This window comes from Pseudomonas sp. R84 (assembly GCF_009834515.1).
In the GTDB taxonomy this organism is placed as follows: domain Bacteria; phylum Pseudomonadota; class Gammaproteobacteria; order Pseudomonadales; family Pseudomonadaceae; genus Aquipseudomonas.
Genome location: NZ_CP019426.1, coordinates 5059194 through 5073524 on the forward strand (window position 1 = coordinate 5059194; position 14331 = coordinate 5073524).

15 protein-coding genes are annotated in these 14331 nt (G+C 58.2%); 5 read left to right on the forward strand and 10 right to left on the reverse strand.

Features of this window, described 5'->3' with window-relative positions; all coding sequences use genetic code 11:
* Positions 1 to 76: 76 nt before the first annotated feature.
* The 4 genes from aspS to PspR84_RS22455 all read right to left on the reverse strand — a co-directional run bounded on the left by aspS (position 77) and on the right by PspR84_RS22455 (position 3302).
* Positions 77 to 1852: an aspartate--tRNA ligase gene (aspS, locus tag PspR84_RS22440; RefSeq protein ID WP_016983822.1), complete on the reverse strand. Its 1776-nt coding sequence runs from the start codon at positions 1850 to 1852 to the stop codon at positions 77 to 79.
* 102 nt (positions 1853 to 1954) lie between these two features.
* Entirely contained in the window at positions 1955 to 2176 is a 222-nt protein-coding gene (locus PspR84_RS22445; RefSeq protein ID WP_007912741.1) for a zinc ribbon domain-containing protein, read from the reverse strand.
* 131 nt (positions 2177 to 2307) lie between these two features.
* Positions 2308 to 2646, reverse strand: coding sequence for a ribbon-helix-helix domain-containing protein (locus tag PspR84_RS22450; RefSeq protein ID WP_160059175.1), 339 nt, complete (start codon positions 2644 to 2646; stop codon positions 2308 to 2310).
* Positions 2647 to 2831: 185 nt separating this feature from the next.
* Positions 2832 to 3302, reverse strand: coding sequence for a Dps family protein (locus PspR84_RS22455; RefSeq protein ID WP_007912745.1), 471 nt, complete (start codon positions 3300 to 3302; stop codon positions 2832 to 2834).
* 312 nt (positions 3303 to 3614) lie between these two features.
* Between PspR84_RS22455 and PspR84_RS29810 the strand changes: the two genes are divergently transcribed.
* The gene (locus PspR84_RS29810; protein WP_007912746.1) at positions 3615 to 4217 is read left to right on the forward strand and encodes a cold-shock protein; all 603 of its coding nucleotides are present in this window, start codon (positions 3615 to 3617) and stop codon (positions 4215 to 4217) included.
* A gap of 71 nt (positions 4218 to 4288) precedes the next feature.
* On the opposite strand, the gene PspR84_RS22465 is transcribed toward PspR84_RS29810, so the two are convergent.
* Together PspR84_RS22465 and PspR84_RS22470 are read right to left on the reverse strand one after the other, a co-directional pair.
* The gene (locus tag PspR84_RS22465; RefSeq protein WP_034153424.1) at positions 4289 to 4495 is read right to left on the reverse strand and encodes a SlyX family protein; all 207 of its coding nucleotides are present in this window, start codon (positions 4493 to 4495) and stop codon (positions 4289 to 4291) included.
* Positions 4496 to 4498: 3 nt separating this feature from the next.
* Entirely contained in the window at positions 4499 to 4924 is a 426-nt protein-coding gene (locus PspR84_RS22470) for an HIT domain-containing protein (protein ID WP_160060130.1), read from the reverse strand.
* Positions 4925 to 5818: 894 nt separating this feature from the next.
* On the opposite strand from PspR84_RS22470, the gene PspR84_RS22475 reads away from it, so the two are divergent.
* The gene (locus PspR84_RS22475) at positions 5819 to 7183 is read left to right on the forward strand and encodes an OprD family porin (RefSeq protein WP_160059176.1); all 1365 of its coding nucleotides are present in this window, start codon (positions 5819 to 5821) and stop codon (positions 7181 to 7183) included.
* A 118-nt stretch (positions 7184 to 7301) separates the two neighbouring features.
* On the opposite strand, the gene PspR84_RS22480 is transcribed toward PspR84_RS22475, so the two are convergent.
* Entirely contained in the window at positions 7302 to 8144 is an 843-nt protein-coding gene (locus tag PspR84_RS22480; RefSeq protein ID WP_034153426.1) for a mechanosensitive ion channel family protein, read from the reverse strand.
* A 181-nt stretch (positions 8145 to 8325) separates the two neighbouring features.
* Entirely contained in the window at positions 8326 to 8811 is a 486-nt protein-coding gene (locus PspR84_RS22485; RefSeq protein WP_007912755.1) for a YajQ family cyclic di-GMP-binding protein, read from the reverse strand.
* 140 nt (positions 8812 to 8951) lie between these two features.
* Between PspR84_RS22485 and PspR84_RS22490 the strand changes: the two genes are divergently transcribed.
* From PspR84_RS22490 to PspR84_RS22500, 3 genes are read left to right on the forward strand one after another with little or no spacing between them, the layout of a single operon-like run.
* Positions 8952 to 9869 carry a putative 2-dehydropantoate 2-reductase gene (locus tag PspR84_RS22490; protein WP_160059177.1) on the forward strand — a complete coding sequence of 306 codons (918 nt, stop codon included), beginning with the start codon at positions 8952 to 8954 and terminating at the stop codon, positions 9867 to 9869.
* A 45-nt stretch (positions 9870 to 9914) separates the two neighbouring features.
* The gene (locus tag PspR84_RS22495) at positions 9915 to 11951 is read left to right on the forward strand and encodes a HAMP domain-containing sensor histidine kinase (protein ID WP_160059178.1); all 2037 of its coding nucleotides are present in this window, start codon (positions 9915 to 9917) and stop codon (positions 11949 to 11951) included.
* A gap of 3 nt (positions 11952 to 11954) precedes the next feature.
* Positions 11955 to 12539, forward strand: a complete 585-nt coding sequence (locus PspR84_RS22500) for a cob(I)yrinic acid a,c-diamide adenosyltransferase (protein ID WP_160059179.1) — start codon at positions 11955 to 11957, stop codon at positions 12537 to 12539.
* 113 nt (positions 12540 to 12652) lie between these two features.
* Here the strand turns inward: PspR84_RS22500 and PspR84_RS22505 are convergent, their stop codons facing one another.
* Positions 12653 to 13600: a Nudix family hydrolase gene (locus PspR84_RS22505; RefSeq protein ID WP_160059180.1), complete on the reverse strand. Its 948-nt coding sequence runs from the start codon at positions 13598 to 13600 to the stop codon at positions 12653 to 12655.
* A complete protein-coding gene (locus PspR84_RS22510) occupies positions 13597 to 14229 on the reverse strand; it encodes a glutathione S-transferase family protein (protein ID WP_160059181.1) in 633 nt (210 codons plus the stop codon). The genes PspR84_RS22505 and PspR84_RS22510 overlap by 4 nt, the downstream gene beginning before the upstream one ends.
* Between the last annotated feature and the right edge of the window lie 102 nt (positions 14230 to 14331).

Here is a 14331-nt window from a genome sequence, read left to right on the forward strand (position 1 = left end):
CAGCACACAAAAAATCTCGACCTGCTCTCTATAGATAGAAAAAAGGCGCATCCGAAGATGCGCCTTCAGGCCCGTCTTACTCAGCCTTTGGCGTTTCGCGCAAACGAATGTGCAATTCGCGCAGTGCCTTGGCATCCACCACACCCGGCGCTTGCGTCATCACGTCGGCAGCACTCTGGGTTTTCGGGAAAGCGATCACTTCACGGATCGACTGGGCGCCGGTCATCAGCATCACCAGACGGTCGAGACCGAAAGCCAGACCACCGTGTGGCGGTGCACCGTACTTCAGGGCGTCGAGCAGGAAGCCGAACTTCTCTTCCTGTTCCGCTTCATTGATACCCAGCAGGCGGAATACCGACTGTTGCATCTCTTTACGGTGGATACGAATCGAACCGCCACCCAGTTCGGTACCGTTCAGCACCATGTCGTACGCGCGGGACAGAGCGCCAGCCGGGTTGGCTTCGAGCTCTTGCGGCGTGCACTTCGGTGCGGTGAACGGATGGTGCAGCGCGGAGAAGCTGCCGTCGTCGTTTTCTTCGAACATCGGGAAGTCGACGACCCACATTGGCGCCCACTCGCAGGTCAGCAGCTTGAGGTCGTGACCGAGCTTGATACGCAGCGCGCCCAGGGCTTCGCTGACGATCTTGGCTTTGTCGGCGCCGAAGAACACGATGTCGCCGTCAACTGCGCCAACGCGATCGAGGATGGCGTTGAGGTTTTCCAGCGGGATGTTTTTCACGATCGGCGATTGCAGACCGTCAACACCGGCAGCGCGCTCGTTGACCTTGATGTACGCCAGGCCCTTGGCACCGTAGATGCCGACGAACTTGGTGTAATCGTCGATCTGCTTGCGTGGCATGCTCGCCCCGCCTGGAACGCGCAGTGCGGCGATACGGCACTTCGGATCATTGGCCGGGCCGCTGAACACTTTGAAGTCGACTTCTTTGAGCTGGTCGGCAACGTCGACCAGTTCCAGCGGGTTACGCAGGTCTGGCTTGTCGGAACCGTAGCGGCGCATGGCTTCTTCGAAAGTCATGTGCGGGAAGTCGCCGAATTCCAGACCCAGCACTTCCTTGAACAGGTTGCGGATCATTTCTTCGGTCAGGCCCATGATCTCTTTTTCATCGAGGAAGCTGGTCTCGATGTCGATCTGGGTGAATTCTGGCTGACGGTCAGCGCGCAGGTCTTCGTCGCGGAAGCACTTGGCGATCTGGTAGTAACGGTCGAAACCGGCAACCATCAGCAGTTGCTTGAACAGCTGCGGCGATTGCGGCAACGCGAAGAACGAACCGGCGTGAGTGCGGCTTGGCACCAGATAGTCACGCGCACCTTCAGGGGTGGCACGGGTCAGGATCGGCGTTTCAACGTCGAGGAAGCCGTTCTCGTCGAGGAAGCGACGGATGCTGGTGGTCATGCGCGAACGCAGACGCAGCTTCTCGGCCATTTCCGGACGACGCAGGTCGAGGAAGCGATAACGCAGACGGGTTTCTTCGCCAACGTCGGAGAACTCGTTCAGCGGGAACGGCGGGGTTTCCGACTCGTTCAGCACTTCCAGTTCGTAACCCAGCACTTCGATCATGCCCGACGCCATGTTGGCGTTGGTGGCACCGGCCGGACGCAGACGCACCTTACCGGTGATCTTCACGACGTATTCGCTGCGCACGCGATCGGCAGCGGCGAAGCTCTCGGCGCGATCCGGATCGAATACCACTTGGGCCAGACCATCACGATCACGGATATCGAGGAAAATCACCCCGCCGTGGTCGCGACGACGGTGAACCCATCCGCAAAGGGTAATTTCCTGGCCTTCCAGGCTTTCGTTCAGTTGGCCGCAATAGTGGCTGCGCATCATGGTCGTGGTTCGCTTCTCGTAATTCGAAAAATTCGGTGGAGCTCCCGTTGCTTTTCAAGCAATGCGGAAACTCACGCGTGTCGTTCAACCTGGGGTTGAACCCTAGTCAGATTTGTCGCCACCGGCCAGGTTCTTCTTGGCTCCGGTCTTGAAATCGGTTTCGTACCAACCGCCGCCACTGAGGCGAAAGCCTGGCATCGACAGTTGCTTCTTGAGCTCTGGCGCCTGACAGGCAGGGCAGTCGACCAGCGGGGCCTCGCTGATCTTTTGAATGGCTTCCAACTGATGACCACAGGAAGCACATTGATAATCGTACATCGGCATGGGGGTGTCTCGGCGATCAGATTGCCACCGCGCGCAGGGCTTTGCGGCGAAAGAGCGGGATTATATCGATTAAATGCGGCCTGTGCAGCCGTAAGACTGCACAGGCCGCGACCTCGTTTGCAACCGCCGCTTCAGCGCGATTCGGCAGGTGTAGCTTGCTTGACGCCGTTCATGACACACACCACCCGCACCAGCGCGCTGAAATTTCTCACCCCGCCGTGACGCAAATGCACTTCACGGTCGACATGGGACAACAGCGAGCTGATCGAACAGCAGTTGTCTGCGGCCATATCGCCGAGGATGTCCCAGTAGACCCGCTCCAGCCGCAGGCAGGTCGCATAACCGTTCAGACGCACGGATCGTGACGATGGCTGAACCAGTGCCATGTCGAATTCGTTGACGAACGGATCGACTTTCAATTCATGTGGCAAGCCGACAATCCTGTCGCCTCGCCTGTCTCCCTCTACCATATCGGTGACACTCCTTTGCCATCTCTGCTTGTTTGAAAAGTCACATCCTGTGGCTTTCATAAAAGCGCAGACACAAAGTTATAGCCAGACGACTTATTGACCATCTCCGTAGGATAAGCCAACGATACAGGTAAGATTCCGGACAGCGCGCAGTCCTTCGAATGCTGGCCTGCGCGTCCGCAGGATTATGCTTCCAGCAACGCGCGCAGCATCCACGCAGTTTTCTCGTGAACCTGCATGCGCTGGGTCAACAGGTCTGCTGTCGGCTCATCGCTGACCTTGTCGAGCAACGGGAAGATGCCACGCGCCGTGCGGGTCACGGCTTCCTGGCCATCGACCAGTTGCTTGATCATGTCTTCGGCACTCGGCACGCCCACCTCTTCCTTGATAGAAGAAAGGCGTGCGTAGGTGGCGTAGGCGCCTGGCGCCGGAAAGCCCAAGGCGCGAATACGCTCGGCAATCAAATCAACAGCTAGCGCGAGTTCGTTGTATTGCTCTTCGAACATCAAGTGCAGCGTCCGAAACATCGGACCGGTGACGTTCCAGTGGAAGTTGTGGGTTTTCAGATACAGCACGTAGGTGTCCGACAGCAGACGCGATAAGCCTTCGACGATGGACTTGCGGTCTTCTTCACTGATACCGATATCGATTGCCATGTTTACCCCCTAACGGCGATTGAATTCATCCAACAGGTGCAGACCCACTCTAGCAAGGCTGTCGATACCCCGCAGCCCCGATCAGGTGCACACACTGCGACAAATCGACCGAGGCGATGCCGCTGGCCGGGCTGATTTGAGTAGCCGCAGGCTTTGCTGTTAAATAGGCAGTGTGTCGCCATGCCCCATTTTTCGGGGCGTTGCGCATAGGCTGATGCCGTGAACGTGTCCACCGCCTCTTATTTTGTTCCGAAGCGAACCGTGCGCCTTCAGCTCTTCCTTGTGAGCCGTCATAAACGTGAGCCAATCAAAATGTTGAAAATCGTCCACCTGCTAATGGGCGCAGCGGCATTGCTGCTGTCGTTCATACCCAGCTTGAAATCCGAAGCCGTTCCCTACCTGCAACAACCCGATGCACTTTACCTGGCCTTTTTCGGCCTGCTGAACCTGGTGATTGCCCCAGTGATTCCTTTTTGGAACAAAGGCCCTCGTCAGCATCTGCAAAACCTGGTCAGCGCTCTTCTGGTACTGACCGTTGTCCTGCAAACCCTGACCCTGATCGCCCCGATGCCCGTCATCGCCGGTCAGCCAGCCGTGCTGTTCACCTTGGTGATTGCACTGGTTGCGGTGGTCCTGCACCTGGCCGTCAGCTTCTATCGTTCTTCACCGGCTGCCGCTCCGACCAGCTATGACATGACCAATCGTGATACCGGTACCGTCAAGTGGTTCAACACCTCCAAAGGCTTCGGTTTTATCTCCCGGGATTCCGGCGATGATATTTTCGTGCATTTTCGCGCGATCCGTGGCGAAGGTCACCGCGTCCTGGTCGAAGGCCAGCGTGTGGAGTTCTCGGTAATGAACCGGGACAAGGGCCTGCAAGCCGAGGACGTGATCGCCGCTCTGCCGCGACGCTGATCCAAGGCATTAAAAAACCGCGAGCAGCGTGCTGTTCGCGGTTTTTTTACGCCTGATGAAAAGTATCTGAATCAGTAGTGCGGTGGTGGCGCCTCATCCTCGAAGGACTCGAACTGGCCGACCATCTCTTCCTGGCGCTTGAGCAGGGCCGCCATCTGCAATTGCAGGCGCTCGACCACGCGCTGCTGAGCCACCAGCACGTCGTTCAACGCCTGAATGGTGTCATCCTGAAACGCCAGTCGGCTTTCCAGATCGGTAACGCGATCTTCCAGGCTCATGACTCAGCCCTCCACAAAGGTGAAATGCTCGGTCAGGACCAGACGCAACCGTTCGCGAATGGCGGCGACCTGCTCGGCACTGTATGGCTTGGCCGGGTGTTTGCCCCAGACCGGCGCGGGCCAGGCTGCATCATCGCGTTTGCGCACAATCACATGCATGTGCAATTGAGCGACAACGTTGCCCAGCGTTGCAACGTTCAGCTTGTCGGCGTCAAACAAATCCTTGAGCAGCTCAGCCAGCGCGGTGGTTTCCTGCCACAACTGCTGTTGATCGGCGACATCCAACTGAAACAACTCACTGATATCGTCGCGACGAGGCACCAGGATGAACCAAGGGTAATTGGCGTCATTGGACAGCAGCAGTCGGCAGAGAGGGAAATCACCGATGGTCAGCGTGTCCTGTTGAAGTCGTGAATCTAAAGCAAACACTGCGCGCACTCCCGGCTGATCTTCATTATTCAGCTTAGCGGCGATCCATACGGACAGCGCACCAAGCGACAGGACGGCAGCATACCTGCGAATGCGCCAGCCTTCACGACGACGGTGTACTGCGCCGCTCTGCCAACGCCCCGACATGTGACATTTGCGAGCACAACGCACCAGCATGAAACCAGCATCGACGCTCAACCCGAAAAAATGACCGAAAACCGCAGAGACGCTCAGTGTCATCGCCCGCGCACGCTGTATGAATTCAGAACAGCTGTAAATTTTTTTGCACCAAAACCGCACAGTGCGTCTACGCTCACTGCGTCGGGCATCCGCCAAATACTCACTGAGGGGTGAACCGGTAACGTTTTTGGTTGTCACGCGCGCTTTTCGGCGTGGCAACACCAAAGGAGAAATGGCGTCAAGCATTGAAAAAATCAGGCTTGAAGCCCCGTTTTCACAAGGTTTTCACAAGCACAGGCGGGTGTTCAGAAAAATAACCGCAACCAAATTGCGGTTTGTGCACGCTTGTTGCATTCGTACTCATATGGACTATAAGCGCACCACTGGAAGTGGATGCCTTAAGCCCCATAAGAACAGTGGCAGGGTTGCCCGATGGAGATTCAAGTGTTTTGCCAGGGACTCTTTTTTACCGATGCAAAAAGGCCCATAAACAGCGAGAAAGTTGTCAGTCCGGCTGCGTCGGTACTGTGAATTTGCGACATCCACCACGCCATTTGCGACAACGTCGTAAAGATGCTGAAAGGTTGGATCAGCAAGTATCGCCAACATTGTCGGCGTGATATAAGTTTGCGCCGACACAAAAAGAAAGAGCCGCCCAGATAATAAAACAGGTGGGACGGCAGTACTCTTCTAAAACCAAAGGAGCAAATCACGATGCGCGTGATGAAGTGGAGCATGATCGCACTGGCAGTTGCTGCAGCCGCCAGTACTCAAGTGGCTACGGCCGCCCCGTTTGTAAGTGACCAGGCTGAAGCCAAAGGTTTTGTTGAAGACGCGAAACTCACCGAGACGTTGAAGAACTACTACTTCAACCGCGACAACAAGAACGGCGGCCGCGACCAGAAAGACTGGACCCAGGGTTTCCTTGGTAACTTCACCTCCGGTTATACCCAAGGTACCGTTGGTGTAGGTATTGATGCTTACGGCTATCTGGCCTTGAAACTGGATGGTGGTGACGGTACTTCCGGTACTGGCAACATGAGCCGTAGCGATACCCTCAAGGCCAACGGCTATGCACACGACGTCAACGACAGTCAAGGCAAGGCTGGCGCTTCCATCAAGTTCCGCGTTTCCAAAACCGAGCTGAAATTCGGTGACATGCAGCCAAGCACTTCTCCAGTGTTCGCTGTTGGCGGTTCCCGCATCCTTCCGCAAACTGCCACTGGTTTCCAGTTGCAGAGCAGCGAAATCAAAGACCTTGACCTTGAAGCCGGTCACTTCTACTCGTCTTCCAGTCAGGACAAGAACGCCCGTGACGGCGGTCTGTACTCCAACTATTCGGGTGTAGAAGCCAACAAGATCGACTACTTCGGCGGCAAGTACGGCATCACCGACAACCTGAGCGCTTCGCTCTACGGTGCCAAGCTGGAAGATATCTGGAACCAGTACTACGCGAACGTGAACCTGACCACCCCGTTCGGCGGTGACACTTCGCTGAACACTGACTTCAACATCTACCGCACTACCGACACCGGTGACAAACAGGCAGGTGACATCAGCAACACGACCTTCTCCCTGGCAACTGCACTGTCGTTCCTGAAGGCTCATACCTTCACTCTGGCCTTCCAGAAGGTCAACGGCGATACCCCGTTCGACTACATCGGCGTGGGTAAAAACAACCGTGGTGGCGACTCGATCTTCCTCGCCAACTCCATCCAGTACTCTGACTTCAACGGTCCAGGCGAGAAATCCGTGCAAGCCCGTTACGACCTGAAAATGGCCGAGTACGGCGTTCCAGGCCTGAGCTTTATGGTTCGTTACGTTAAAGGTTGGGATATCGACGGTACCGGTCTGTCTGCAAACAGCCAATACCGCACCAGCACTGGCGCTCCGCTGTACGGTGAAGACGGCGAACACCACGAAACCAACTTCGAAGCCAAGTATGTTGTTCAGTCTGGCCCGGCTAAAGACCTGTCCTTCCGCATTCGTCAAGCCTGGCACGTTGCCAACGCTGACCAAGGCGAAGGCGATGTCAAAGAGTTCCGTCTGATCACCGAATACCCACTGAACATCTTGTAATCGTCAGTGGTTAGTTTGGAAGCATAAAAAAAGGCCCATCTTGCGATGGGCCTTTTTTATTGCCTGTCACTTGCAATAGTTGCCTGACCGATAAGTCAGGCAATTAATTAGCAACCTATCATTGTGTTGCCGATTCCTGCACCACGCGAATCACGCGCTGCGGAAAAGGAATATCAATGCCGGCAGTCTTTAAACGGTCACGCGACTGTTCGTTAAACATGAACATCACGTCCCAGTAGTCTGCAGTTTTAACCCACACACGCAAGGAAACAGTGATCGAACTGTCGCCCAAGGTCGAAATCACTGCCTGCGGGGCAGGATCCTGCAACACGCGCTCATCCTTGGCCAGATCCAGCAGCACCTGACGGGCCTTCTGCAGATCGGCTTCGTAATCAACGCCGACATCAAATACGACTTTGCGAGTCGGCTGACGGTTGGTGTTAGTAATGATGCCGTTCGACAGGTTGCCGTTTGGCACGATGATGGTCTTGTTGTCACCGGTACGCAGCACGGTGTGGAAAATCTGGATGCTGTCGACCGTACCCGACACGCCTTGCGCTTCAATCCAGTCACCGATACGGAACGGACGGAACAGCAGAATCAGTACGCCACCAGCGAAGTTCGCCAGGCTGCCCTGCAAGGCCAGACCGATCGCCAGACCGGCAGCACCGATCGCAGCAACGAACGAGGTGGTTTCCACACCGATCATCGAAGCGACGCTGACAATCAGCAAGACCTTGAGAATGATGTTCGCCAGGCTGCTGATAAAACCTTGCAGCGCCAGATCGGCATTGCGCAGGGCCAGAAGGCCACCGAGTTTCTGCGTGACCTTGTTGATCAGCCACCAGCCGATCGCCAGGGTAATGACCGCCAGCAGCACACGACTGCCGTATTCCATGATCATCGGGATCCACGCCTGGGATGCCTTGACCAGGTTGTCCACCTCAGCATTCAAATCCATGTTCTATCTCCTGATTTCCGGCCATTCGGCACGCGAAAAATAAGCGGCAGAAAACCGCCGGGTGTACACAAAACAATGTGGGAGCGAGCCTGCTCGCGAAGACGGTGTGTCAGTCAACTCACTATTGAATGACATACAGCCTTCGCGAGCAGGCTCGCTCCCACAGATCATCTGACCGAGCTTAGTCGCGGAAGTTGTTGAACTGCAGTGGCATGCCGAACTCTTTGGCCCGCAGTGCAGCGATGGCCTCTTGCAGGTCATCACGCTTCTTGCCGGTCACACGCACTTGCTCGCCCTGAATGGCGGCCTGCACTTTAAGCTTGGCGTCCTTGATGTGGCCGACGATCTTCTTCGCCAGCTCCTTGTCGATGCCTTCCTTGAGCACGGCATCCTGCTTCATCAGCTTGCCCGAAGCGTACGCGTCTTTGACTTCAAGGCACTGTACGTCGATCTTGCGCTTGACCAGTGCCAGCTTGAGGATTTCGATCATCGCTTCCAGCTGGAACCCGGCTTCAGCGGTGAGGCTGACGGTCAGGTCTTTTTCCTTGAACTCGAAGCTGCCTTTGCCTTTCAGGTCATAACGACGATCGAGTTCCTTCACGGCGTTCTCGACCGCGTTGGTGAGTTCGTGTTTGTCCAGTTCGGATACCACGTCGAACGACGGCATGTAATCTCTCCAATAAAAAGGCGCGCTCGATGTGGATGGAGCGCGCTTGGCTTGCGGTTAAAATCGGGCTCATTATAACGGGTCTTTTCCCACCGACACGGCGAGCCGCACATGCCTGTACGCAATCGAGCAAAAAACTGATGTCCACCCCCTGGCATGTATTGGGCGCCGGCAGCCTCGGCACGCTTTGGGCCACACGTCTGGCCCGGGCCGGTTTGCCGGTCAGACTGATCGTGCGTGACACCGAACGCTTGCAAAGCTATCAGGCTGCGGGCGGCTTGACGCTGGTGGAGCGCGGTGTGGCGAGCACCTATACGGTTCCCGGCGAAACACCCGACAGCCCTGAGCCGATCAGCCGTTTGCTTGTCGCCTGCAAAGCCTACGACGCAGAAAACGCCGTCGCCCGCCTCGCCCCACGACTGACAGCGGACGCCGAACTGATCCTTCTGCAAAACGGCCTCGGCAGCCAGGACGCTGTCGCCAACCGTGTGCCACTGGCCCGCTGCATCAGCGCTTCAAGCACCGAAGGTGCTTTTCGCGATGGCGCCTGGCGTGTCGTGTTTGCCGGCCACGGCTTCACCTGGCTGGGCGACGCTGGCCATCCGGTCGCGCCAATCTGGCTGGACGATCTGGAGGCGGCGAAAATTCCCCATGAATGGAGCACCGATATCCTCACGCGGTTGTGGCGCAAACTGGCGCTCAACTGCGCGATCAATCCGTTGACCGTGCTGCACCATTGCCGTAACGGCGGATTGCAGGAACATCACTGCGAAGTCGCCACGCTGTGCGGCGAACTGGCCGAGCTGCTGGAGCGTTGCGGCCAGCCGGCTGCCGCCGACAACCTGCAACAGGAAGTCGAGCGAGTCATCCACGCCACGGCGGCCAATTACTCGTCGATGTATCAGGACGTCGCCAACCAGCGCCGCACCGAAATCAGCTATCTGTTGGGCCATGCCTGCAAAGTCGCCGCGCGCCACCAGTTGAACCTGCCGCACCTCAATCAATTGCAGCAGCGCCTGGTCGCTCATCTGCTCAGCCTTGGATTGCCCAGCGACTGAGCAGCGGCTACGCTGGCCACTTGTTCCTTTGCTGCGAAAAACCTGATGCCATTGCGCCAGCGCCTCGAAAACCTGCCGGTCGGCCAGAAACTGCTGGCCGCCCTGCTGGTACTGTTGACCACGGTCCTGCTGGTCGCCAACCTGACCTTTATCAGCGCCGCCTATTACATCTCTCAGGAAAGCATGGCACCGCAGGCCTTGCAGACCATCGGCCGGCTGATTGCCAACCCGAGTCTGGTCAGTGAAGCCCTGCAATCCCCGCAAAGCGCCGAGCGCCTGCTCAAAGAACTCGACAGCTATTCGCCGCTGCGCGCCGCTGCCCTGTATGACGGCAAGGGCGAACGGCTGGCGCAAGTCCAGCGCGGCGACAAACTCAGCCTGCCGGAACGCTATCGACACATCGAAGCGTGGCAACTGACCGAGTTTCGCAGTAACCAGTTGATCACCCTGCCCCGCCCCGGCACTGCGCCGGGCCATCTGTTGCTGGTGGCCAGCAGCGAACTGCCGATGGCCTTCTACACCGGCACCCTGACCGCCAGCCTTGGCATTCTGATTTTCAGCGTGTTGTTGTGGCTGGTGATTGCCCGGCAGATCAAACGCCTGATCACCCGACCGATTCACCAGCTCGAAGAGTTGTCGCGTCAGGTCACCCGCGAAGAGAACTATGCCCTGCGCGCTTCACGCGGCAATCATGACGAAATCGGCAGCCTCGCCGAAGCGTTCAACACCATGCTGTCGCGCATCGAAGCCCGCGAGCAGCAACTCAAGCGTGCCCGCGATGACTCGCAAGCCGCCTACGATCAGGCCCAAGGGCTGGCCGAGGAAACCCGCCACACCAACCGCAAGCTGGAGCTGGAAGTCCAGGTACGCAGCAAGATCGAAAAGAAGCTCACCGGTTTCCAGAATTACCTCAACAGCATCATCGACTCGATGCCCTCGGCACTGATCGCCCTCGACGAGCAGCTCTACGTCACCCAGTGGAACCAGGAAGCCAGTGCCCTCTCCGGCACACGACTGGACGAGGCACTGAACCAGCCAATTTTCCTTGCCTTCGAACCGCTCAAGCCGTTTCTGCCGCAGCTCAAACAGACGGTCGAGCAGCACACCGTGGCGAAAATCGAGCGGGTAACCTGGTTCAAGGACGACGAGCCCAAGCATTACGCGTTGACGTTCTATCCATTGATGGGCGGTGCCGGGCGTGGCGTGGTGATCCGCATCGATGACATCACCCAGCGTCTGTCGCTGGAAGAAATGATGGTGCAGTCGGAAAAAATGCTCTCCGTCGGTGGTCTCGCCGCCGGCATGGCCCACGAGATCAACAACCCTCTGGGCGCAATCCTGCACAACGTGCAGAACATCCGGCGGCGCCTGTCCGCCGATCTGCCAAAAAACCTCGAAACCGCCGAGCAACTGGACATCGAGCTGGACACCGTGAACCGCTACCTGCAGGGCCGCGAAGTGCCGCAATTGCTCGATGGCATTCAACAGGCCGGCGCTCGCGCGGCGAAAATCGTCACGCACATGCTCAGCTTCAGCCGTCGCAGTACCCGGCAGATGGCGCCATGCGATCTGCCGGCGCTGATCGATCAAGCCGTGGAAATTGCCGGCAACGACTTCGATCTGGCCATCGGTTTCGACTTCAAGGGCCAGGCGATCATCCGCCAGTTCGACCCGGCGCTCGGCCCGGTGCCGGGCACTGCCAACGAACTGGAACAGGTGCTGCTCAATCTGCTGAAAAACGCCGCGCAGGCGATTCACCAGCGCGAAGACGACAGTGAGCCGGGGCGGATCATCCTGCGCACCAAACTCAATCCGCCGTGGGCCGAGATTCAGGTTGAAGACAATGGCATCGGCATGAGCGAGAACGTGCGCAAACGCACCTTCGAGCCGTTCTTCACCACCAAGGAAATCGGTCAGGGCACCGGGCTTGGCTTATCGGTGTCGTATTTCATTATTACCAACAATCACAAAGGGCAGATGGAGGTGCAGTCAGCACCGGGCCAAGGCACCTGTTTCACCTTGCGCCTGCCGCTGACGCAACCGCTGCCCATCGCTGCCGAAACCAATCAATTATCGAGGTAACCCATGGGCTTTCGCCTGTCGAAAATCTACACCCGCACCGGCGACAACGGTGAAACCGGCCTGGGTGACGGCCGCCGCGTGCCCAAGGATCACCCGCGCATCGAGGCGATTGGTGAGGTCGATACGCTGAACAGTCAGGTCGGCGTGTTGCTGGCCGGGTTGGTTGCCGAGCGCGAGGCTTGTCCAGGGCTGGATGAACTGATTGAAGTGTTAGCGCCTTGTCAGCATCGCTTGTTTGATCTGGGGGGCGAGTTGGCGATGCCGGCGTATCAGGCGTTGAATACGGCGGAAATCGAGCGCCTGGAAGCGGCGATCGATGTGTGGAATGAGGAGTTGGGCCCGCTGGAGAATTTCATTCTGCCGGGTGGCTCGATGTTGATTGCCCAAGCCCATGTCTGCCGGAGTCTGGCAAGGAGTGCCGAGCGCCGCTGTCAGCATTTGAATGCGATAGAGCCGTTGGCCGGGGTCGGGCTGGCGTATATCAATCGGTTGTCGGATTTGCTGTTTGTGGCGGCGCGGTTGATTGCGCGGAGGCAGGGGATTGCGGAGATTCTCTGGCAGCCAGCGGCAAAACCTGCAGAAATCTAGCGCCTGACAGATCGCCTTCGCGAGCAAGCTCGCTCCCACAATTGACCGCGCTACTTCAGGTAGAACGCGGTCAACTGTAGGAGTGAGCCTGCTCGCGATGAGGTCAGTAGCCGTTAAACAGAATCAGGCCAGAACGCGCGAATCCCTGCCACGCCTTGCGCACCAACGCCCCAGGCTTTCTCCCGCTCCGCCGGACCAACCCCGCCCAACAGAAACACCGGTTTGCTGAAGCTTTCAATCAACGCCCCAGCCTGCTGCCAGCCCAGCGGCTGCGCATCCGGGTGAGTCAGCGTCGGCTGCACCGGCGACAGGGTCACAAAATCCACGCCTATCTGTTCCGCCAACGCCAATTCCTCAGCGTTGTGGCACGACGCCGCCAACCAGCGCTCCGCCGGCAATGGACGCCCCGCCGCGGCGTATTTGCGCAGCTGCGCAGAAGTGATGTGCCAACCGGCAGACGGGAAATCGCCAAGCCACTCGAACGGCCCTTTGATCATCAACTGCGCTTTACCGGCACACAGACCGGCGGCATCGACCGCCAGATCGCGGTACTTGGGGTCATAGCCGTTCGGCGCGCGCAGCTGGATCAATTTGATCCCACCAGCAATCGCCTTCTGGATACCGCGCAGTAGAGCCGGGGTTTCCAGGTCTTCAGGGGTAATCAGGTACTCCGCCGGCAAACGCGCGGCAGCAACGATCGGCTGGTTGGCCGCCGGGAACTCGTAGTTCGCCAGCTCCTTCGCGGTCACCCAGGCCAAAGGCTGCCCCTCTGCGCCGTGCGGCTCGCCGGTGAAGGCCGAGACTTCCCAGACATCCAGCAATACCTGTTTGTCGGGGTAATCGTGACGCACTTTGATCAGCGGTCGGGCGGCGCCAACGACGATGCCCAACTCTTCGTGCAGCTCGCGGGCCAGTGCACTTTCGACCGACTCGTCGGCCTCGACCTTGCCGCCGGGAAACTCCCACAAGCCGCCTTGATGCTGGGTGTCGGCACGGCGGGCGATGAGGATTTTGCCACTGTCGTCACGAATGACAGCAGCGGCGACGTGTACGCGTTTCACGGAATCAACTCCTCCAGTCCAGCCTTTTGCCACGCTTTGAAGGCGGGCCATTGGTAGACGGTTTCAACATAGGCTTGGTCGGCGGCCGGCAGCTGCACTTGGTAAGTGCGCAGACGCACGGCAATCGGTGCGAAGAAGGCGTCGGCCAGACTCACCCGACCGAACAGGTACGGCCCGCTCTCGGTCGCGGCGGCACGGCATTCGGCCCACAACGCGAGCATGCGCTCGATGTCGACCTTCACTTCTGGCGGCACCGGGTTCAGCGGCGCGTCATGGTTGAGGTTGAACGGCATGTGATTGCGCATGGCGAAGAAGCCGCTGTGCATTTGTGCGCAGGCGGATCGGGCTTGGGCGCGGGCGAAAATATCGCTCGGCCAGAGTTGCTCGGACGGGAACTGTTCGGCGAGGTATTCAGCAATCGCCAGTGAGTCGGCAATGGTGCCGCGCGCCGTTTGCAGCAGCGGGACTTTGGCGGTCGGCGAATGCTTGAGCAGCAGCTCGCGGGTGTCGGGCTTGCCGAGCTTGATCAGTTCTTCGCTGTAGGGGGCGCCGGTCAGCTCAAGTGCCAGGGCGGCGCGCAGGGACCAGGAGGAAAGCAGTTTGTCGCCGATGATCAGGTGCAGGGACATGGTTGGGTGCCTTTCATCAGGAGGGACAGGCCAGAATCTTTGGTACCTGACAGGTCGCCATCGCGAGCAGGCTCACTCCTACAGGGAATTTGTGCATGACAC